The 19,432-nt window shown below is 67.1% G+C and carries 17 protein-coding genes and 1 pseudogene; 9 read left to right on the top strand and 9 right to left on the bottom strand.

What is annotated here, in order from left to right:
• Window positions 1-76: 76 nt before the first annotated feature.
• The gene (locus F0U60_RS38725) at window positions 77-415 is read left to right on the top strand and encodes a hypothetical protein (RefSeq protein ID WP_395807239.1); all 339 of its coding nucleotides are present in this window, start codon (window positions 77-79) and stop codon (window positions 413-415) included.
• 115 nt (window positions 416-530) lie between these two features.
• Here F0U60_RS38725 and F0U60_RS38720 read toward each other — a convergent pair whose 3' ends face one another.
• The 3 genes from F0U60_RS38720 to F0U60_RS38710 all read right to left on the bottom strand — a co-directional run bounded on the left by F0U60_RS38720 (window position 531) and on the right by F0U60_RS38710 (window position 5,052).
• Window positions 531-1,676 (bottom strand): hypothetical protein, encoded by a 1,146-nt coding sequence (locus tag F0U60_RS38720; RefSeq protein WP_395807237.1) that lies wholly within the window; start codon window positions 1,674-1,676, stop codon window positions 531-533.
• Window positions 1,677-2,170: 494 nt separating this feature from the next.
• Window positions 2,171-4,081, bottom strand: a complete 1,911-nt coding sequence (locus F0U60_RS38715) for a WD40 repeat domain-containing protein (RefSeq protein WP_395807235.1) — start codon at window positions 4,079-4,081, stop codon at window positions 2,171-2,173.
• Between the two features lie 92 nt (window positions 4,082-4,173).
• Window positions 4,174-5,052, bottom strand: a complete 879-nt coding sequence (locus F0U60_RS38710; protein ID WP_395807233.1) for a LysR family transcriptional regulator — start codon at window positions 5,050-5,052, stop codon at window positions 4,174-4,176.
• Window positions 5,053-5,105: 53 nt separating this feature from the next.
• On the opposite strand from F0U60_RS38710, the gene F0U60_RS38705 reads away from it, so the two are divergent.
• Window positions 5,106-5,840, top strand: coding sequence for an SDR family oxidoreductase (locus tag F0U60_RS38705; RefSeq protein WP_395807231.1), 735 nt, complete (start codon window positions 5,106-5,108; stop codon window positions 5,838-5,840).
• A gap of 290 nt (window positions 5,841-6,130) precedes the next feature.
• Complete coding sequence (locus tag F0U60_RS38700) at window positions 6,131-7,378, top strand: hypothetical protein (protein ID WP_395807229.1); 1,248 nt, start codon at window positions 6,131-6,133, stop codon at window positions 7,376-7,378.
• Between the two features lie 6 nt (window positions 7,379-7,384).
• Here the strand turns inward: F0U60_RS38700 and F0U60_RS38695 are convergent, their stop codons facing one another.
• On the bottom strand, window positions 7,385-8,200 hold the full coding sequence (locus F0U60_RS38695) for a sigma-70 family RNA polymerase sigma factor (RefSeq protein WP_395807227.1): 816 nt from the start codon (window positions 8,198-8,200) through the stop codon (window positions 7,385-7,387).
• 207 nt (window positions 8,201-8,407) lie between these two features.
• Here F0U60_RS38695 and F0U60_RS38690 point away from each other — a divergent pair.
• The 4 genes and pseudogenes from F0U60_RS38690 to F0U60_RS38675 form a co-directional block, all read left to right on the top strand.
• A pseudogene (locus tag F0U60_RS38690) lies at window positions 8,408-8,506 on the top strand (hypothetical protein); the annotation flags it as partial.
• A gap of 111 nt (window positions 8,507-8,617) precedes the next feature.
• Window positions 8,618-11,428 (top strand): tetratricopeptide repeat protein, encoded by a 2,811-nt coding sequence (locus F0U60_RS38685; RefSeq protein WP_395825652.1) that lies wholly within the window; start codon window positions 8,618-8,620, stop codon window positions 11,426-11,428.
• 163 nt (window positions 11,429-11,591) lie between these two features.
• The gene (locus tag F0U60_RS38680; RefSeq protein WP_395807225.1) at window positions 11,592-12,434 is read left to right on the top strand and encodes an arginase family protein; all 843 of its coding nucleotides are present in this window, start codon (window positions 11,592-11,594) and stop codon (window positions 12,432-12,434) included.
• 123 nt (window positions 12,435-12,557) lie between these two features.
• Window positions 12,558-13,700 carry a zinc-binding dehydrogenase gene (locus tag F0U60_RS38675; protein ID WP_395807223.1) on the top strand — a complete coding sequence of 381 codons (1,143 nt, stop codon included), beginning with the start codon at window positions 12,558-12,560 and terminating at the stop codon, window positions 13,698-13,700.
• 96 nt (window positions 13,701-13,796) lie between these two features.
• Here F0U60_RS38675 and F0U60_RS38670 read toward each other — a convergent pair whose 3' ends face one another.
• On the bottom strand, window positions 13,797-14,288 hold the full coding sequence (locus F0U60_RS38670) for a MarR family winged helix-turn-helix transcriptional regulator (protein WP_395807221.1): 492 nt from the start codon (window positions 14,286-14,288) through the stop codon (window positions 13,797-13,799).
• A 177-nt stretch (window positions 14,289-14,465) separates the two neighbouring features.
• Between F0U60_RS38670 and F0U60_RS38665 the strand changes: the two genes are divergently transcribed.
• Window positions 14,466-15,692, top strand: a complete 1,227-nt coding sequence (locus F0U60_RS38665) for a cytochrome P450 (protein ID WP_395807219.1) — start codon at window positions 14,466-14,468, stop codon at window positions 15,690-15,692.
• Window positions 15,693-15,713: 21 nt separating this feature from the next.
• Here the strand turns inward: F0U60_RS38665 and F0U60_RS38660 are convergent, their stop codons facing one another.
• Window positions 15,714-16,358 carry a hypothetical protein gene (locus tag F0U60_RS38660; RefSeq protein WP_395807217.1) on the bottom strand — a complete coding sequence of 215 codons (645 nt, stop codon included), beginning with the start codon at window positions 16,356-16,358 and terminating at the stop codon, window positions 15,714-15,716.
• Window positions 16,359-16,531: 173 nt separating this feature from the next.
• Entirely contained in the window at window positions 16,532-17,455 is a 924-nt protein-coding gene (locus tag F0U60_RS38655; protein WP_395807215.1) for a LysR family transcriptional regulator, read from the bottom strand.
• 218 nt (window positions 17,456-17,673) lie between these two features.
• Between F0U60_RS38655 and F0U60_RS38650 the strand changes: the two genes are divergently transcribed.
• Window positions 17,674-18,333, top strand: coding sequence for a hydrolase (locus tag F0U60_RS38650; protein WP_395807213.1), 660 nt, complete (start codon window positions 17,674-17,676; stop codon window positions 18,331-18,333).
• Between the two features lie 234 nt (window positions 18,334-18,567).
• Here F0U60_RS38650 and F0U60_RS38645 read toward each other — a convergent pair whose 3' ends face one another.
• Together F0U60_RS38645 and F0U60_RS38640 are read right to left on the bottom strand one after the other, a co-directional pair.
• Window positions 18,568-18,768 (bottom strand): hypothetical protein, encoded by a 201-nt coding sequence (locus tag F0U60_RS38645; RefSeq protein ID WP_395825649.1) that lies wholly within the window; start codon window positions 18,766-18,768, stop codon window positions 18,568-18,570.
• 23 nt (window positions 18,769-18,791) lie between these two features.
• On the bottom strand, window positions 18,792-19,205 hold the full coding sequence (locus F0U60_RS38640; protein ID WP_395807211.1) for a hypothetical protein: 414 nt from the start codon (window positions 19,203-19,205) through the stop codon (window positions 18,792-18,794).
• Between the last annotated feature and the right edge of the window lie 227 nt (window positions 19,206-19,432).

Raw genomic sequence — 19,432 nt, 5'->3', positions numbered from 1 at the left:
TGATTCCCAGTACTCCTCTCCCGCCCCTGCGGATCAGGTAACGCGGCGGCTCATGGAGCTGATGTCCAGGCGAGGCATGAACTTGGTTGAACGAAAGGAACTCGAGCCCGGCAAGGTGATGCTCAAGTTCAAGGGCGATCGTGAGACCATGAAGGTCGGCGAGAGCAGCAGCGCCCAGGTGGGCTCGGTCTTCTTCGCGCTCTTCCAGATGCGAGAGGGGGGCACCACCTTTACCCTGTTCGGGAAGCCGACCTACATGGGCCGGGAGGTCTGCACGGACCACGACGGCACGCTCTTCCAGTGTGAAGGGAATGACCTCAAGAGCTTGCTCCAGGTTCCCGCGAACATGACGGGACGCGCGGAGTCCGAGACCATCCGCGGCGTCATTAGCGAGCTCGCCATGGAGCAGCCGTAACGCACCTGTTTGGAGGCGCCCGTCGTCGACCGCACCTTCTCCCTGCGACAGTGTGGATACGCGGCAACGAGGGACCCCACAACCAAAGGAGGGGTCCCTCAACCTCCTCCCTGGCTCAGGGGAGCGCCGTGCCACTGCGCGTCTTGCAGATCAGACCTGTGGGGCTGAAGGGAAGGGGCTTCTTCCCGAGAGCCGCCCCCGTCGTGCTGTTGAAGGAGAGCAGCTCGGGGTTGGTACCCACGATGTGCAGACGGCCATCCTCGGTGGCGTCCATCCCCATGATCCAGCCGTTGTATCCCTGGAGCTTGATCGTCTGGGGGCTCTCATTGCGATTCAACGCGAAGGTTTCGATCGAGTCCGTGGAGTGCCACGCGAAGTACCCGCGATCCCCCCCGGTCGCCATCCTGCTGGCATGGGGACGGTTGTTGAGCGTGCACGAGGTCACATGCCGCGCCGCGTTCCGGAATGTGTCGAACTGGACGAGCGTGTTCAACACGGAATGGTTGGAGCCATCGTAGTCGAGCAGGGTGATCAATCCATTGCGGTACGAAGTGACCGCCTGGCAAGCGATGGGGGCAATGTCCACGCTTCCATCCACGAGGGAAATGCGCGCCAAGCCCCGATCGTAAATACAGCCGTAGAGGTAATTGCCATTCCACGCCAGGGAGGAGATGTCATACAGATCGAAGATTTTGGCGGGCACGCCAGCGCATGTCCTTCCACTATCCAGCCCCACCACGGTAGGGGTGTTGTAGTTGAAGGTCATGCAATAGGCCGACTCAGTGGTGAGGTGCTCACACCCTCTGGGGACGACCGGCTCAGAGGCGGTGGACACCGTGTTCTCGGGCCGCAGCGTTCCCGGCTCGCCGATCTCGAAGCTAGCCGCCTCGTAGCAGCCACGGAAGGATGAGAGATTCCGCTCGACGAGATCCTCGGAGGCATTGACGAGTTGGGTGGCATCGTAGGTGGGCCATTCATGGGCAAAGGGGCCCACATAGTCTCGGGTCTGGTCGTAGCTGTGGAGCTCAACGGGCACTCCTGCTGGTGCCGAGACCTTCTGGGCATGGTAGCCATTCACGATGATGCGCTCCACTCTGGCTCCGGACCCGACTGTCACGTTCCAGGTGGTGGCGGTATACGCAGACAGGACAAGCACCGAGGAGCCAGCACGCGTAACCCGCACCTGGACGCTCCGAGTGCCATCGGTCCCCAGCGCGGCTTGATAGATGCCGATGACATGGAGCTGCGCTCCACTCCCCATGGTCTGTTCGTATTGAACATATCGACCCGCTCCACAGTTATGGACGCCCGTGGCATTTCCTCCTTCGAGGGTGCTCCGGAACGGCAGGGCCGTGAGGGGAGAGGCCGTAGAGGACGCGGGACACCAGGATGCGTTGGCAGTGGGGGTGGGCACAGCATCTTCGCCCGAGGAACCGGGGTTGGAGGAAGACGGCTCACCTATCGGCGGAGCTCCAACCCCGATGCTCCAGGAACCGACGTCCTCTTGAATTGCTTGCCCACACCCGACGAGCAAAATCAGGCAGGAAAAGAGTGAACCACGCCAAGAACCCACACCCTTCATTTTCATGGAAACGCCTCCTGAAAATAGAGAGGCACCTGGTTCACGGATTATGCAGAAGGCTTTTCCATTTCCGGGGGGGAGAGGTGATTGGGGTGAAAATGTACAATTCAGATGGAGCCCAGGGGCGCGAGCCTACCTCCTGGCCCTGCGCCTTGCTGGGGCGGGTTGACAGCTCACTCTCGCTGGGATGGGCCCGCCGCGCCTTCGAGCACGACATGGGCCGAGGGTGAGGCCCACGTCACTCCGTCCGGGTGAGGGAGCCACGGCCCGACACCGGGGAACGCCGCCGCGAGCTGCTTCGTCTCCCGGTGGAAAAAGAGTGTCACGCCTCCCTGGACCTCGGCGGAGAAGGGCACGGGGCGCGGCCCCACAAAACCCTCCCAGCCGGAGATCGCCCGGAGCGCCTCGGACGTCGCGTGCCATGTCCAGCGCTTGCCGGAGCCGCTTTGGTAGTAAGACGGGTCTCGCGCGTCGAGCGGGCGACTCGCGAGCGCCGCGCCACTGGGAATCGCCCAGAGTCGCAGCGCCTCGTTGTCCCCTGCGGACACCAGGCTGCGGCCGTCCAGGGAGAAGGCCAGCTCGTTCACCGGGGCGCCGTGGCCGGAGAGGGTGACGAGCCGCTGCCCGCTGGCGACGCTCCAAATCTCGATAGGGCCCTCCTGGGTGCCAATGGCGAGCACCTGTCCTTCCGGCGACAAGGCCAGACTCTCAATGTCTCCCTTCGCCAGCTCGACTTCAGCCAGGAGCTCGCCGGTGTCGACATCCAATACCTTGACCTCGGAATCGCCCTTTTTCCCGGCCGCGTAGCGCAGCCCATCGGCGCTGAAGGCTGTCATGTACCAATACGGATAGTAGACGTTGCTCCGGTGGGCCAGCGGCTTTCCGCTCTCCGTCTCCCAGACGTGGATGCCCCCTTCCAGGGACACGATGCGCACGCTCCCACAGGTGAACCAATTCTGTGTCGGTCCGCCCTCCAGATACCGCCCCCGGTGGATGTCGAGCTTTCTGAGGCGCTGCCCGGTGGCCCCGTCTCGGAGCCAATCGCCCGCGACCAGACGCCGGCCATCCGGTGAGAACCGCATCGGCCTTGAGTGCTCGGGCGCTTGGGGTCCCAACGCACGCAGCCGTGCGAGGTCCCAGACCCGTACCACCTCTTCATTCGTGGTGACCAACCGCCGACCATCCGCTGAGAACGCAACGCCCTGGGCGTCGTGGATGGGCAGACACTCCAGCTGGCCGGTGACGGTGTCGCAGAGGAAGAGACCCGCGTCGCTCGGCGCGAGCACGTGCCGGCCATCCGGGGAGAACACGGGCTGCTTCCTGAAAGGCCGCGGCCCCTCCCACTTGTGCAGGAGCCGCCCCGTGGCCGTCTCATGGAGGTGCAGGAATCCGAAGTTGTAGTCCTCCCCGAAGCCGGCGAGGACGCACAGGGTCCCGTCCGGGGAGAAGCTCCCGCTCGTGGCATTTCCTTCCTCTGGAATCGCGAGCTCGTGGCGAGGCATGCCGGTGGCGGCATCGTGGAGCGCGGCGCCATCCCAGCCGCGGGTGATGAGCTCCAGGCGGTGCGCTGGACGCGCCACGCCCGGTCCGTCGACGAGCGTCCCTTCCTCGGGCGCCCAGTGGCGGATGACGCCCCGCTCATCCAGGACGACGTGTCCCTCGGAGGTCATCGGAGAGAGGAGCTCGTGGGGGCGCGCCATGCGCAGCTCGGCGAGCAGCGGGCCACCTGGCGCATGGGGCGGTGGCAGCAGCGCATGCACCCACACGCTGCCCGGCCGAGCCGTGGTGCGTTCCTCCCGCCATCGTTGCGCGAGCTCGGCGAGGACGGGGTTGTCATGAAAGGCGCAGCGCCAGTGCAGCACCGGGAGGATCGCCTCGGGATAGGTCCGCAGGAAGGCCAGGTCCAGCAGGAGCGCCGCGCTCAACTCCTGCAGTGCCGTGGCGAAGCGAGAGTCGGGAGGTAGCTCCTGTGAGAGTGCCAGGAGCCGTCCGCGATGAGCCGCCAGCTCCCCCCGGGCGGCGGCCTCTTCCAGCGTGGTCCCGCTGCTCAGCAACTCGAACGCGCGCCGCTGCTCGTCTGTCATGCGGGCGAGGTTAACACTCCCCGCTCAGGTGCGAACCCAGGCGAGGAAGACGGGGGCTCTCCAATGGAAGAGGTGGGCGTGAGGCTCCTGAATCAGCCGTGCTTCATCACCCAATCGAGCGCCATGCGCACCCGGGCGGGCAGTTGCCGCCGGGACGGGTACACCGCGAAGAGCTCGCGCGGCTCGACCGTGCGCCCGGTCAGGGTGAGCTGCACGAGCGCCTGGCCCTGTTGATCGATGGCCTCTTTTGGAGCGCAGACGACACCCAGCCCCTGCACCGCCGCGGCGATGGTCATCCGCGGATCATTTACGCGGAGGCGCTCGCACGGCCGGAAATCCTCGACAGAGCCATCCCGTCGGCGGAGGCGCCAGATGCCGCCGGGCTGACTGAGGATGGCGGGTACCGAACCGAGCATCTCGCGATCGAGCTGGGTCCGGCCTCTCAGTGCCTGTTTCACAAACTGGGGCGAGGCGGCGAGCGTGAAGGGGATCGACCAGACGCGCCGAGCCACCAACTCCGCGTCGTGGATGGGCCCCGAGCGGAAGGCCAGATCGAAGCCCTCTTCAACCAGAGGCACCACGGCATTGGTGAGCTCGAGCTCCAGGGTCAAGTGAGGGTGCCGGGCCGCGAAGGCGAACAGCGCCGGCGCAATGCGCTGTGCGCCTGTCATCACCGGCGCCGTCACCCGAAGCCGACCCCTGGGCTCGTCCTCGCGTTCCACGCTCGTGTCGAGCACGGAGGTCAACCCTTCGAGCAGCGGACCCGCACGCTCCAGCAGTCGCTCACCCTCATGGGTCAGGCCGACACTCCGCGAGGTGCGTTGGAGCAGGCGGGCACCCAGCGCTTCCTCCAGCTGAGCCACCCTGCGGCTCACCGTGCTGGTGGGCACTCCCGAGCGCCGCGCCGCCTCCACGAAGCTCGAGTGCCGCGCAACGGCCACGAAGAGCCGCAAGTCGTCCAGTGAGGTCATCCCATTCATGGGATGGAGCTTGCCACACCATTCCATGGCTGAAGGAGGGGAGGGTGCGCTACTTCGAAGGCATGAACCTGAAAGACAAGCACGTCATCGTGGCAGGGGGCTCCTCTGGAATCGGTCTTGGGGTGGCCAAGGCCAGCCTCGAGGCTGGAGCCTCAGTGACCTTGGTGGGCCGCTCCCCGCAGAAGCTCGCTGCTGCCACCGCCCAACTCGGGGTGACACACGGAGTGCGTACCTTCGCCGCCGATCTCACCGAGGAGGAGCAGGCCCGGCGGCTCTTCGAGGAGTGTCCGCCCGCGCACCATGTCGTCGTCACGACGGTGGAGGCGTACTATGAACCTGTTCGTCAGCTCGAGCTGGCCAGGGCGCGCCGAACCCTCGACTCGAAGCTCCTGGTGGCGCTTCACGTCGCCAAGTACGCACGGCTCGAGTCCCAAGGCTCGCTCCTCTTCACCGGAGGCATCGCGGCGGTGCGGCCGGGGCCGGGCGGGTCGGTCGTCGCCGCTGCGAATGGTGCGCTCGTGTCACTCGTGAGGGCCCTGGCGCTCGAGCTCGCACCCGTCCGGGTGAACCTGCTGTCTCCTGGCTGGGTCGACACGCCCGTGTGGGACAGCTTTGGCGAGGGCGTCAAACAGCAACGCTTCGAGCAGCATGTGCGCCGTCTCCCAGTCGGGCGCGTGGGCATTCCCGCGGACATCGCCCATGCCGCGCTCTTCCTGATGGGGAACGGTTTCACCACAGGCGAGGTGCTGCATGTAGATGGGGGACACCGGCTCGTGTGAGCCATCCAGCTTCGAGGCACGCCTACCCACCAGGAGGTGCGCGCTCGCTTCCAGCATGAGGGACAGAAGCTCATCGCCGTGGAGCTCGACGCCACCAGTCCTGGCAAGTAGTGAAGTGAGCTGTGATCCAGGTGGGAGTCCGAGGCCGGAGAGCGCTGAGCACTCAGTGTCCTCCGGCCTTGTTACTTCCGGGTTATGTCCTGGGGTACCCGGGCATCGCGAAAAAGTGTGTTACAGCTTCGGCCGGCTGTCGTCCTCCTCGGGGAAACCTTTTCCTGGAGTGACGACCCATGCGTACCGACAACCCGCCGCGGCTCTCCTCGCGCTTCACTCCCCACCGGCGCCTTGCCGGCGGGGCTCTTCTCCTCGCACTGCTGTTCGCGTGTTCGCCCACCGAGGATACTGACCGGCCACCGCCTTCCGGTGGCCAGGATGCCGGTTCATCGTTCACCTGTGCCGATGCCTGCGAGAAGGTCGTGGAGACCTGTCGGATTCCGCCGCTGGACGTCGCGGCATGCACCAACGCCTGCAACGAGGCCCCCGAAGCCGAGCGCAACCTGGAGTGCGTGCGCACCTCCACCTGCGGGGAGCTCAAGGACGGTAAGTGCGCCGTCGATGTCCAGGAGCCGTTCACCTGTGCCGATGCCTGCGAGAAGGCAGTGGAGACCTGTCGGATTCCGCCGCTGGACGTCGCGGCATGCACCAACTTCTGCAAGGGGCTCCCCGAATCCGAGCGCAACCTGGAGTGCATGCGCACCTCCACCTGCGAGGAGCTCAAGGGCGGTAAGTGCGCTCCAGCGTGCACGCCAAGCTGCCAGGACAAGGTGTGTGGAGACGATGGCTGCGGTGGCTCCTGCGGCAGCTGTGCGTCCGGCTCCACGTGCGTCGACGGACAGTGCCAATCCACCTGCCCCGAGGGGAGCAGCTCGCAGGGAGGGCTCTGCGTGTGCGATCCAGGTTACATCCGGGGAGAGGACTGCTCCGGCTGTGTGCCCGATCCGGAGAACGACGGTTGTCCCGCTCATGCCTCGCGCGTGAATGGCCAGTGCGCCTGCGATAAGGGCTACATGCTGAACGAGTCCGGCTGCGGGTGCGTTCCCCTGCCGCGCTGCACCGACCTGTACCGCTGCGCCTACAAGCACGTGCATTACGCGGACGGCAGCGGCGTCTCCTACAACGAGTTCACCTGGCTCGATCCCGTCCAGGCCCATGAGTCCGCGTATCAGGCCTGCATGGTCCGCGAGCGCAATGGCAAGGTCTCCACGGTTCCCCCGGAGCAGCGCTGCGTCTTCCAGTCCTGCACGAATGTCTTCTCCGAGTCCAGCTGCGCTGGCGCCAATCTCTTCACCTGCCGGTACAAGCACCAGCACTACGCGGACGGCAGTGGCATTACCTACATCGAGAAGACGAGCAGCTCGCTGATGACCAGCCAGCAGGATGCCTACAACACCTGCGTGAACTACCAGATGTACGGGACGTTGACCGAGCTGCCGCCTCAAGAGGCCTGCAAGCTGATGGAATGCCGGGTCTCCGGGTAGCGGGGCTCAGTCGCCCTGGGTGCGCAGCACCCGCTCGAGGCTCAGGTCCACTCCGCTCTGAGCCATCCGCAGGATGCTGTCGAGCTGGGAGCCCTCCAGCTTCAACCGTTGGGAGAGCACGCTCCGGGTGCCTTCGAGCACCTGGCGGCGGGCGTCGGCGAGCCAGCGGGCGACGGAGACCCGGTGCACCCGGTAGAGCTGGGCGAGCTCCGCCGCGCTGAGCCCGTGGACATACGTCTGGCGCAGCAGGTTGCGCTCCCGGGGGCCAAGCGCCTTCAGGGCCTCGCGGAGGGCGTCATTGAAGTGCGACCGGTAGTGCGACTTGAGGTGGGCCAGCTCGGGATCCTCCTCCGGGCTGGCCGCCTCCCAGGCCTCTCCCAGCTCCTCCAGCCGCTCGGGAGCTCCCGCGGCGCGGCGGACCCGGACCGCGTCGATCATCTCTCGAAGGGCCACCATGCGAATCCAGTTCCGCAGCTCTCCGCGGCCGGCGTACTCGCAGATTCCCGGCCGCTGCTCCGGCTGCGCTACCAGCAACTTCTGCCACACGCGCTGGCGCAGATCGTCCCGGGACAGCTTGCCCTCGCCCGTTCGCGCCCACGCGGCGTCCACTTCGCGTCCATGGTGCTGCTCGAGCAGCGCGACGGCCTGGGCGTTCCCCATCGCGCATCCGCTGGCGAGGTAGAGATCAGCCGCCCGCAGCGAGTCCAGCGCTCGCGCGTCGGTCTCTTTCGACATGCACTGGGCGACGTGCGCGAGGAAGCTCCCAGCGTCGAGTGAGAGGGTGGGCCAGGTGGACTGGGCGGCTCGGAGCCATTCTCCCACGCACCGTTCGAGCTCCACCGTGGCGGCCAGCCTCTCGTGCAAAGAGGGGGGAAGCCGAGCGACGAAGCTCCTAACCAGGCTCTCGAGCGTATCCATACTGTCTACCGCTGTTCCTTCAGGCGCGCCGTGCCGAATGGCTATACCATTCCTGGGCATCAGGGGGCGAGGCGCCGAATCCCCCCACGACGTCTCCGCCCCACCGTACCCATGTCCACCTGCCCCGACGAGAATCGCTGGGTCGAATTCGCAGAAGGTCTGCTTGGTGAGCGCGAGTGCCGGGAGCTCGAGGTCCATCTCGACCACTGTCCCCGGTGTACCTCCCTCCTGGCGCTCTTCGCCCGGAACTCCGAAGCGAAGGAGCCTGAGCCTCCTCTCGAACCAGACCTTCCCCCCGCCGGAGAGCCGTCGGAGGACGCCTTGCTCCCCGGAGGACGCGTGGGCCGCTTCGTGGTTCTCGAGCGGGTGGGCACGGGCGGAATGGGCATCGTCTACGCGGCCCATGATCCCCGGTTGGACCGCAAGGTCGCGCTGAAGCTCCTCCATCCCGCGCTCCTCGGCCAGGCCCGTGGTGGCTCCGGCCCGTCCCGGATGCTTCGAGAGGCCCAGGCCGCCGCGCGCCTCGCGCACCCCCATGTGATCACCGTCCATGAAGTTGGCTCGGTGGGCGATCAGGTCTTCGTGGCCATGGAGTTCGTTGACGGTGGCACCTTGTCGCGCTGGCTGCGCGAGACGCCTCGCCGCTGGGAGGAGATCACCGGGAAGTACCTCCAGGCGGGCCAGGGACTCGCGGCCGCCCACCGGGCAGGCCTGGTGCACCGGGACTTCAAGCCCGACAACGTGCTGCTGGGGCGGGACGGGCGTGTCCGCGTGGCGGACTTTGGTCTGGCTCGCGGCACCTTCCCGGACGTGCCGTCAGGGCCCGCCGGAGAGCTCCAGCCGCCCGTGGCGGGGCCGCTCACCCGGACGGGAGCGCTCCTCGGGACTCCCGCCTACATGTCCCCGGAACAGCACCAGGGACGCGAGGTGGGCGCGCCTTCCGATCAGTTCAGCTTCTGCATCGCCTTCTACGAGGCCCTCTACGGAGAGCGTCCCTTCTTCGGGAGCGACTCCCCGGCGCTGCTGGAGGAGATGTCTCACGGGCGGGTCCGGCCTCCTCCCCGGGGGACAACCGTTCCGTCCTGGCTGCGGCAGGTGCTCCTTCGCGGACTGAGCTTCTCTCCCGAGCAGCGCTTTCCCTCCATGGAGGCCCTGCTGGCGGCGGTCGAGCAGGGCCGCAAGCGGCGCGGGCGCCGGATGGCCCTTGCCCTGGGCTCGCTCGCGCTGGTGTCTGTGATCGCCGGAGGGGCCTGGGTCCGGACCCGTGCGGCGGCGCAATGCCAGGGCCTGGAGGCGCAACTCCAGGGCGTCTGGGACGCCGAGCGCAAAGCGCGCATCCGCGAGCGTTTCCTCGCGGTGGGCAAGACCTTCGCCCAGAGCGCGTGGAGCCGTGTGGAGCAGACGCTCGATGGCTACAGCACGACCTGGCTCGCGCTCGAGCGGCAGGCCTGCGAGGCCCCTGCCCGGGAGCGGACAGAGTGGGGCGAGTTTCTTGGAGCCCAGCGAGTCTGCCTCCGCGAGCGCCTGTCCGGGCTCAAGGCGCTCACCACCGTGCTGGCTGGGGCCAACGAGGAGACCGTCGTGAATGCGGTGCGCAGCGCCCTGTCGCTGGGACGCCTGGACAGCTGCACCGATGCCCGCACTCTCACGTCCTGGGTGAGGCCTCCTCGGGAGCCGGAACGGGCGGCGGCGGTGGAGTCGCTTCGGGGCGAGCTCGCCGAGGTGAAGGCTCTGCTGGACGTGGGCAGATTCCACGAGGGGACGCCTCGGGCCGAAGCGGCCGTCGCACGGGCCCGCTCGCTTGAGTATCGGCCCGTGTTGGCGGAGGCGTTGTTCCTGCTCGGGGTGGGCCAGGGCAACCTGGGCGACTTCCCGCGCGCCGAGGAGACGCTCACCCAGGCCGTGCTGGCGGCGCTGGCCGGAGGACACGACCGGGAGGCCGCACGGGCATGGACGCTGCTGGCCTTCGTCGTGGGCAAGGGCGCCGAGCGCGACACCCCCCGCGCCCGCCTGCTGCTTCGTCACGCGGAGGCGGCCGGTGAGCGCTTCGGCGGAGATCCGGAGCTCACGGCGCGCCGGCTCTCCTACGAAGGGGATCTCGCCTTCGTGGACGGACGGTTCGAGGAGACGCTCGAGCGCTACCAGAAGGCGCTCGAGCTCCGCCGGCAGTTCCTCCCGTCCCATCATCCGGATATCGGCACCTCCCTCACCGACATGGCCGGGATTCTCGGCCAGCTCGGTCGCTACGAAGAGGCCGTGGAGCTGGCCCGGAGCGCGCTCGCCAACCTGGAAGCGGCGCTGAGTCCCCATCATCCCGACGTGGCGTACGCGCTCCAATCCCTCGGGTCCGCCGAGGCCGAGCTGGGCCGGAGCGAGGAAGCCCTCGCGTTCCACCAGCGTGCGCTGGAGATCTTCGAGAGCGCATACGGCGCGGAGAGTCACACCGTGGCCGTTGCGCTGACGTATGTGGGAGTCCAGAAGGGCAACCTGGGCCGCCATGAGGAGGCCTTGAAGGACCACCGGCGCTCGCTGGCCCTCTGGGAGAAGCTGGTGGGTCCCGAGCACCCGGACGTGGCCACCTGCCTGCAGGTGTTCGGGGGCGCCCTGCGCGAGGCGGGGCGACCCGGCGAAGCGCTGGAGGTGCTGCGCCGCTCGCTCCGCATCCGGCAGCGGAGCCTGCCCGAGCACGATCCGCAGCTGGGGCTCGTCAACCAGGAGCTGGCCGCGACGCTGGTGGAGCTCGGCCGACCTTCCGAGGCGCTCGAGGCCTACCGGAGCGCGCTCGGAGACCTCGAGCGGGCCATGGGTCCCGAGCACCCGGACGTCGGCCGTGCCTTGACGGGACAGGGACGCGCACTGCTGGCGATGAAGGAGCCCCGTGAGGCGCTCGGACCCCTGGAGCGGGCGGTGACCCTCTGGGATCGCACGAAGGGCAACCCGGGCCGGGTTGAGGCGGCCCATGCGCGTTTCGCGCTCGCCCGGGCGCTCACCGCGAGCGGGGGTGATACCCGTCGCGCCATCCTCCTGGCCCGGCAGGCCCGAGATGTATTTGCCGCACAAGCCCCGGCCGAACGTCACCCCCTGGAGGAAATCACCGGGTGGCTGCGTCAGCACGGGGACCCCACGCCCTGAGCCGTCCCCACGGGGGAGGGGCCTTCACGGGCCCTCCCATCAGGTACGCCAGCACCCCGCGCGCCTGCCCCCACGCTTCACGCACGAGGACACGTCCAGCGCGAAGGCCTTTCGCGGCAATCCAGTGAAAGTCCACTTGCCTTCCACACACCTGAGAGGCCCCATGCTTTTTCTCTACTTCCCGCAGTGGCAAGGATCCGGTTCCAGCGACGAGCTCTACCGTGGCGCGGTGTTGGTGAGGCAGCGCTGGCCCGAGCTGCCCTGGGTGGAGGTCCCGGTAACGAGGGAGACCGCGCTGCCCATCCGGCACGGCATCCTTGGCTATGACGCCCTGCTGGCCCAGCAGCAAGCGGCGGCGGCGCTGCTCGCACACCACGCGCCCGCGCGCCTTGTCACGCTGGGCGGCGATTGCGGTGTGGAGCTGGCGCCCGTCTCGTGGCTGAACCACCGCTACGCCGGTGACCTGGCGGTGCTCTGGCTCGATGCCCATGGCGATCTCAATACGCCGGAGAGCTCGCCCAGCGGGCATTTCCACGGCATGCCCCTGCGTTGCCTGCTGGGTGAAGGGGAGCCCGCGCTGACCCGGCTCGTCACCTCCCGGCTCGACCCGCGCCAGGTGCTGCTCGCTGGAGCGCGGGAGCTGGATCCGCCGGAGTCCGACTTCATCGCGGCCCGGCAGCTCTCCCGCCTCACGGCGTCGCGGCTCAACGACGAGCCGGCCTCGCTCGCCCGCTGGGTCGGAGAAGCCGGCTTCAGTCAGGTCTACCTGCACCTGGATCTCGATGTGCTCGAGCCCACGGGTTTCCCATATGTGAAGTGCCCGACCCCTGGAGGTGTGACGTCGGAGGCGCTGGTGGCGGCGCTCTCGCACCTGCGGGAGGGAGGACGGCTGGTGGGCTTGTCTGTGTTGGAGTTCGTTCCGGGCGAGGGCGAAGCCGGGCTTGACCTCATCGACCGCCTGTTGCGCGCCGCGCTGGGGGAAGTCCCGGAGTCGTTGCCGGAGTGACTGGCCACGGGCCGCGCGTCGTTGCAGCTTTAAGGCTTGATTTCACCTGGCTCCCTCGACATGAGACGCACCCAAAGCGTTCGTCACGAAGAGTCTTCCAGTAAATAAGAAGAGGAGAGCCAGATGAACACCCAGAGTCAGGAACATGGGCTACAGCTTCGCTCGCGAGTGAGTTCCCAGGGCGAATTGGAGTTGTCGCTGGCGCGGGTCGCGATACCGGACCCCGCTCCCGACGAAGTCGTCATCCGCGTTGAAGCCTCGCCGATCAATCCCTCGGATCTGGGCCTGCTGCTGGGCCCGGCCGACATGTCCACGGCCCGGGCTGGAGGAACGGCGGAGAGCCCCGTTGTCACGGCGACCATTCCGCAGCAGCTGCTGAAGGCCCTGGCGCCGCGGCTGGACAAGTCCCTGCCCGTAGGCAACGAGGGCGCCGGCGTGGTGATCAAGGCGGGAGCCAATGCCCGGGAACTGCTCGGCAAGACCGTGGCCGCGCTGGGCGGCGCCATGTACTCCCAGTTTCGGGTCCTCAAGGCGGCCCATTGCCTGGTCCTGCCGGAAGACGCGACCCCGGCCGACGGCGCCTCTTGCTTCGTCAATCCGCTGACGGCGCTGGGAATGGTCGAGACCATGCGTCGAGAGGGCCACAAGGCGCTGGTGCACACAGCCGCCGCCTCCAACCTCGGGCAGATGCTGAATAAGATCTGCATCAAGGACGGCATCGGGCTGGTGAACATCGTCCGGAGCCCGGAACAGGTGGCGCTCCTGCGCGACCTCGGTGCGGTCCATGTGTATGACAGCACCTCGTCCACGTTCACCGAGGATCTGACCAAGGCCCTGGTGGAGACCGGCGCCACGCTCGCGTTTGACGCCACCGGTGGCGGGCAGCTCGCTGGGCAGATCCTCGCCTGCATGGAAGCCGCGGCCAACCGCACCGCCACCACCTACAGTCCTTACGGGTCACAAGTCCACAAGCAGGTTTATATCTACGGCAAACTCGAGCCACGCCCGATAGAGCTCGGGGGCAACTTCGGCATGGCCTGGGGCGTGGGTGGCTGGTTGCTCATTCCTTTCCTGGAGAAGATCGGCCCTCAGGCCGCACAAAAGCTGCGAGAGCGGGTGGCTGCCGAGCTGAAGACCACGTTCGCCAGTCAATACGCCGCGGAACTCTCGCTGGTCGAGGCGCTGCAGCTCGACATGATCGCCGTCTACAGCAAGCGCGCCACCGGCAAGAAGTACCTGATCAATCCCAACAAGGGCCTGCGCTAAGCCTCTGGACATCGCTTGTCCAGAGGCTTGGATGCCCAGCGCCGCGCCCGCGGCACTCTGGAACTGTGAGAGGGGCCACACCCAGGAGGCGCCCCCTCACCGGGCCGGAGGAACCCCGAGCCGATCCAGGTCCTCGTTGAGCCGGGCCAGCAGCCGAGAGAGCTCCTCCTGGTCCTCCTGGGGCCAGGTGTCGAAGAGCCTCCGTATCGGCTGCATCCGGGCCTGGCGGACCTCGATGAGACGCGCCTCGCCCCGGGGGGTGATACGCAGCAGCACCGAGCGGGCATCGCGCTCGTCCGCCACGGCCTCCACCAGCCCCTCCTCCTCGAGCTTTCCGAGGTGCCGGCTTGCCGTCGACTTGTCGATGCCGAACCGGCGAGCCATCTCGCCCACCCGAAGCGGCCCCTCTTCGAGCAACCGTACGAGCAACGCGTAGTTCCAACGGTCGAGAACGTCCTCGTCCCGCTTCTCGCTCCAGAACAACCGGAGCGCGCGCCGGACGAATACGCTCAGCTCCCGCTCCAGGGAATCGAGCGTGGCCTCCTCGTGTGCCGGTTTCTTCCGCTCCGTTTTTCGCTGTCTGTTCATGTCCCCTCAATTTGTTCAATGAGGCAAGACCGCGAGGAAGTCCATGCCGCGGCGCATTGTTGCGGAGAGGAAAGTTGCATGGCACAACGTTGCACGGCGCAACGATTCGCAATAAGCATCACCCGAGAGTGGCCCGAGGCAGCCCGACCAGCAGCCAAGCACTTGAGGATCAATCCCATGCAAGCCCCCCCCACCCATCCCCTGCTCAACCGGGACGTCCTGGCCAATCCCTATCCCATCTACGCCCAGCTCCGGGAGTCCGCCCCGGTCCACTACATCGAGCCCCTGCTGGGGGCGTATGTCATCTGCCGCCACGAGGACATCGGTCCCATCCTGAAGAGCCCGGCGATGTTCTCGTCGAAGGGGATGGATCTCAGCAGGAGGACCACGAACAAGCTCAGCCCGGAGATCCGCGCGTTGGTGACGCCGGAGAACTCACTCATCGCCTCGGATCCGCCCATCCACACGAGCCTGCGCAACATGGTGGGCCGTGCCTTCACCCCGAAGCGGGTGGCGGAGCTGGAGCCTCGCATTCGGGAGATCGCCGTCGAGCTGATCAACGACATGCTGCGCAAGGACGAGGTGGAGCTGATGGAGGACCTGGCGGCCCCGCTGCCCGTCACCGTCATCGCCGAGATGCTCGGCGTGGAGCCCGAGCGCCGCCGCGACTTCAAGCGCTGGTCGGATGACGCCATCAACTCGTCCAACCTGTCGCTCGCCGACACCGCGCCCGCCCGTCTGGAGGCCAGCATCCGCGCGCTCCACGAGTACATGCAGCAGGCCATCGAGGAGCGCCGCCGCTCGCCGCGCAACGACCTCATCAGCGCCCTCGTCGAGGCGGGAGGCAAGGAGGACTTCGTCACCTCCGGCGACCTCGTCGCCTTCTGCCGGCTGCTGCTCATCGCTGGCAACGAGACCACCACCAACCTCATCGGCAACGGGATGGTCGCCCTGCTCCGGCACCCGGCCGAGTGGGAGAAGCTCGTGGCCGACCCCTCGCTCGTCCCCAACGCGGTGGAGGAGATCCTGCGCTACGACTCCCCCGTCCAGGGCATCTTCCGGGAGACCACGCAGGAACTCCAGGTGGGCGGGCAGACCCTCCCGGCGGGCTCACGGGTGATGACGCTGTTCGGCTCGGCCAACCGGGACCCCCGGAAGTTCCAGGAGCCGGATCGCTTCGACGTCACACGCGAGGTGCAGGGGCACTACTCCTTCGGCTACGGCATCCACTTCTGCCTGGGCGCGCCGCTTGCGCGGCTCGAGGCAAAGGTGGCCTTCGAGGAGTTGCTGCGCCGCGTGCGCCGCTTCGAGTTCGCCGCCAGCCCGGCCGAGTCGCTCGACTGGAACAGCAACCTCTTCCTGCGGGGCCCGAAGTCCCTGCGGCTCAAAGCGCAGCTGCGGTAGCGGGGGACGCACGAGCGTTCATCAGAAGCTCGCGCCGATGCGCAAGAGATTGAGGTTGAGATCGAAGACCCACTTGTTCTCGCGCGAGCGCTGGGGCCAGTCATAGAAGGAAGTGAAGAGACTCGAGCTGGTGTGCGGCACGTTCCAGCCCCGGCCCACGCTGCCGCCCAGCACGAACGTCAGGAAGAGGTGTTCGCTCTTCACGCGGTAGCCCACATCGAGTCCCAGCGAGAGCTGGCCTCCTGTCTCCGTCCACACGTCGGTATCGGAGGCGCCCACGTCCTGGGACACGAGCCCCATCACCTTCGGCAGGATGAAGAAGCTGGAACGGGAGGACAGGCTCCAGGCGTTCCCCACAGAGAAGGCGAGTGCTCGCGTGCGGCAGGGGCCCTCGCAGTCCTGGCTGCTCAAGAAGGGCGTGACCTCGAACACCAACTCCCGCGTGGGACTCAGGTGCACGTTCATTCCCACGGGGAGCATGAGGTACGAGGTGCCCGGGCCCCCCATGGGCCCGGCGAGCCCGAGCGCCAGCGTGCCCAAGGGTTGAATCCAGACAGACACCGAGGGCTCAGAGCCATCCGTCTCCGAGGAGGGAGAGACGGCCTCAGGCTGTGCCCACGCCGTTCCTGTGAAAAGACATGCCGCCAGGACCCAGAGCTTCTTCATCGACGACCCCCGTGCACTTCAAGTGTGCCGGGCCCGATAGCAAGCACTGGACCAGCCCGTTTCCCAGGGCGCTCTCTTCTGGGGACGCGTCTTGTCTGACATGCCCGTCCCACGCCTCGCGGAAATTCGTGACCCTGACAGGCATGACGCGGTTCATGAAGTGAGCAGCTCCCTCAGCACGCGGAGAGCTGCCGGGCCAGGCCCTGGCGTTTGAACGAGTCGATGATGAAGTCCACGAACACGCGCGTCTTCGCCGGCAGTTGCTTGTGCCCTGCGTAGTAGATCGAAATCGGCCCGATGTCGGCGTGCCAATCCGGCAGCAGCCGCACCAGCCTTCCCGCCTGCAGGTGCGGCAGCGCGTTGTGCATGGCGGTGAAGGTGATGCCCAGCCCCATCACCGCGCAGTGGGTGCACGCCTCCGGGTCATTGAAGAGCATGCGCGGGCGCATCTCGACGGCGACCTGCTCGCCTGTGCGGTTGCGCAATGGCCAGGATCGAATGCGTCCGGTCTGCGGTGAGCGCATCAAGATGCCGTCGAAGTTCTTGAGGTCCGCGGGTTTCCGGGGCGGCTTGACCTTCGCTACATAGGAGGGGGCGGCCACTGCGATGATGTGCGCCCGGGCCAACTCCCGCGCTGCCAGCCCCGTGGGCAAATCGAAGCCGCCACCAATCGCCGCGTCGAAGCCCTCGTTGATGATGTCCACCGACCGGTTGTCGAAGTGCCAGTCCGGGACGATGCCGGGATAGCGCGTGAGGAAGTCCTCCAGCAGGGGCAGCACTAAGTTCTGTCCGAAGGCGGCAGGCATGCTTACCTTCAGCGTTCCCGCCGGCTGTCCCGCCGTCATCGCCACGTTGGCAATGGCCATTTGGAGCACATCCAGTCCGTTGCTGGCCTCGCGCAGCAGGCGCTCTCCCGACTCCGTCAGGGTCAGCCCCCGCGTGCTGCGCTGGAACAGGCGCACGCCCAGGTTCGTCTCCAGCCGGGCGACGTTCTGGCTGACGGCTGCGGGCGTCAGCCCCAGCGTGCGAGCGGCGGCGGAGAAGCTGGAGGCTTGGGCGCTGCGGATGAACGATTCCAAAGTGACGAGCGTCTCCATGGTGGAGGACCTTAAAGGCCGCCGGGTTCGCTTTAAAGATCATCTTTAAAGTGATTCAGCAGACTGCCGGCTACCGCGGTGAGCGGCCCGCCGGCATTGTTCTCTCCATCAGCAACCCGGTGCGGTGCTGACGCCGAAACGCAGAGCCGCAGGTCCGCCCGTTGGGGTGGGCCGCTGCCTCTGCGATGACCAATCCTCACTGTCTTTGGAGCTCCACCATGAATGCCCCCCGTAACCCGAAGGCCGGTATCGACGCTCTGCTCTCTCCTGACAACTGCGCGCTGATCCTCATCGACCATCAGCCCTTCCAGTTCGCCGGCCTGCGCAGCCACGACTCCCAGACCATCATCAACAACGTCGTGGGTCTGGCTCGTGGCGCGAAGCTGTTCAACGTGCCGACGCTGCTGACCACGGTGCTCGAGGAGCGCGGCGGGCTCCTCCTCAAGCAACTCCAGGACGTCTTCCCGGAGCAGAAGCCCATCAACCGCACCTTCATCAACACGTGGGAGGACCCCCGCGTCATCGACTGGGTGAAGAAGACGGGCCGGAAGAAGATTGTCATGGCCGCGCTGTGGACGGAGATCTGCCTCGCGATGCCGGCCATCCACGCGCTCGGCGAGGGCTACGAGGTCTACATCGTCACCGACGCCTCGGGTGGCGTCTCCGTCGAGGCGCACGAGGTGGCCATCCAGCGCATGGTCCAGGCCGGCGCCGTGCCCATCACCTGGTCGGTCTTCGCCTCGGAGCTCCAGCGGGACTGGGCGCGCGAGGCCACCGTGCCCGGCCTGGCGAAGCTGCTGGTGGACCACATGGGCAACGTTGGCACCAGCTTCACGTGGGAGCAGCAGCTGCTCAACACGCCGCATTCCAATCGCTGAGGCGCGGCATCCCGGGGCACCCCGTGAGGAGTTCATCATCCGCGAGGCCACCATCCTGGGCGACGACGTGTCGGAGATCATCACCTTCGAGCCCCAGACCCAGGTGTCCTTCCACCAGTTCAAGGAGCCTCGCGAGGGCGTCATCGTCAACAGGAGCACGGCTACAAGCGGGCTCTGCTCTCGACCCTGCGCGGACTCGGGCGCTCGTCCAGGAAGGTCGGCTCTAACAGCTGTTCACCTGGAGGGCTGGAGCCCCGCGGCGCGCACGGCGTCCCGGAGGATTCCTCGAAACCAGAGGTGCTTCGGATCTCGCTCGTGCCCTGGGTGCCACGCCAGCTCCATCCTGATGGCGGGCAGCGCGAAGGGAAGGGTTCGCACGACGAGCTCCTGCTCCCGGGTTCGAGCAAGGGCGAAGCTACGCGGAAGGACCGTGATGCGGTCCTACTCCCGCGGCGAGTCTAGGAGGACGGCACCTTCATCGCGGCCAACACGCCGGCCGCGGCCAGGACATGGAAGGAGATGAATAAGAAGTCCATGGCGACGTTCGTCCAGAAGCCGAACCGCAGGGGGTCCGGCTCCCAGAGAATGTCGTAGGCCGCCTGGATGCCCAGCACGACCAGGAAGGTGAGGACGAGCAGCGTGGCGCCCAGCACGGCTGCATAGAGCAGGGGGCGTCCCCTCCGGAGCAGGCGGGGAATCCACAGCCCATGGTTCGCGTAGACCGCAAGCGCGGAGCAGCCCACGAGCAGGGTGGTCGCGATCACCAGCAGGGGAAGACTGGCCTGGTTGTTCCGGGAGATGAAGGCCCAGACCGCCCAGATGATTCCCCAGGCGAGCAGGTGCGTTCGAGCCCTGGGTTCTCGGGTGCTCATCGCGAGGGGCGGCTCTCGCTGGAGAACAGGGGCCGCTCGCGCTGGATGAGCTCGGTGAGGATGTGGAGCGTGGCGCGCACGCGCGCATCTTATTGCCGTTCCAGGGCTGCGCGGGAGCGGGACGAAAAGGTAGACAGCCCCGTGTCTGGTTCATCGGAGCACCCCCCACGAGGCCTGCGACGCCGCGGTCGTGGCCCTCTACCGGCAGGATCTCTTCCCCCCAGCGG

This window comes from Archangium minus (assembly GCF_044360475.1).
GTDB lineage: Bacteria > Myxococcota > Myxococcia > Myxococcales > Myxococcaceae > Archangium > Archangium minus.
Note: the sequence above shows the minus strand (reverse complement) of the source record. Positions and strands in the feature narration are given on the sequence as shown.